1 protein-coding gene is annotated in these 263 nt (G+C 70.3%); it reads left to right on the forward strand.

Annotated features, from left to right (window positions below; all coding sequences use genetic code 11):
• The coding region (locus IB278_RS33705) for an acyl-CoA dehydrogenase C-terminal domain-containing protein (protein ID WP_192328899.1) at positions 1 to 263 on the forward strand (263 nt) is incomplete at both ends.

The following is a 263-nucleotide window of genomic DNA, read 5'->3' on the forward strand; positions in this document are numbered from 1 at the left end:
CGGCCAGACCGCCAGGGCCATTGCGGCGCAGATCGAGAAGACCGAAGCCGAGCTTGCCAAGAGCGACAGCAGCGCGGCCGCGGCGGCGGTGCTCAAGCGCCTGAAGGCCGCGCGCGAGGCTTTTGTGCAGGTGGTCGATTTCGTGGCGGGCCAGACCAAGGCCTCGCCCAACGCGGTGTTCGCGGGCAGCGTGCCCTACCTGATGCTCGCGGGCAACCTCGTGGCCGGCTGGCAGCTGGCGCGCTCGCTGATCATTGCGCAGG

Origin of the sequence: Variovorax sp. VRV01, assembly GCF_014852545.1 — a bacterium.
Taxonomy (GTDB): Bacteria; Pseudomonadota; Gammaproteobacteria; order Burkholderiales; family Burkholderiaceae_C; genus Variovorax; species Variovorax beijingensis_A.